The sequence below is a fragment of the Streptobacillus ratti genome (assembly GCF_001891165.1).
In the GTDB taxonomy this organism is placed as follows: Bacteria; Fusobacteriota; Fusobacteriia; order Fusobacteriales; family Leptotrichiaceae; genus Streptobacillus; species Streptobacillus ratti.
The window spans coordinates 1-351 of record NZ_LKKW01000098.1; the positions used below are offsets into that span (position 1 = coordinate 1).

Consider the following 351-nt stretch of genomic DNA (forward strand, 5'->3'; position numbering starts at 1 on the left):
TCAACACGCTGTACAAAGAATTTGCTCGCGCTCTTCACTTGATAAACCCCAAGGCGTTCAGCGTCGAGAACGTGTCTGGCATGGGGCGGCGCAACTATGCGCACCTTCTGCAAGATCAACTTAAGGTCGTCGCTGAGGCGGGGTATCGCGTCAAGCATCAGGTACTCAATGCGGCCGAGCACGGCGTAGCTCAAGAAAGGCGCCGCATCTTCATCGTGGGCTTACGTTCTGATCTTGGGCTCGATTACACGTTCCCCTCACCAACGCACGGCGCGTCGAGCGGTTCCTCCGTAGTAACCATCAAGGACGCGCTAGCTGGCATGCCCGAGTGGCCCGAGGGAGAGTTTTACG

The 351-nt window shown here is 57.5% G+C and carries 1 protein-coding gene; it reads left to right on the forward strand.

Going from position 1 to position 351, the window contains the following annotated elements; all coding sequences use genetic code 11:
• Window positions 1-351, forward strand: a 351-nt coding sequence (locus BT993_RS06950; RefSeq protein WP_208600530.1) for a DNA cytosine methyltransferase, incomplete at both ends; no start/stop codon positions are given.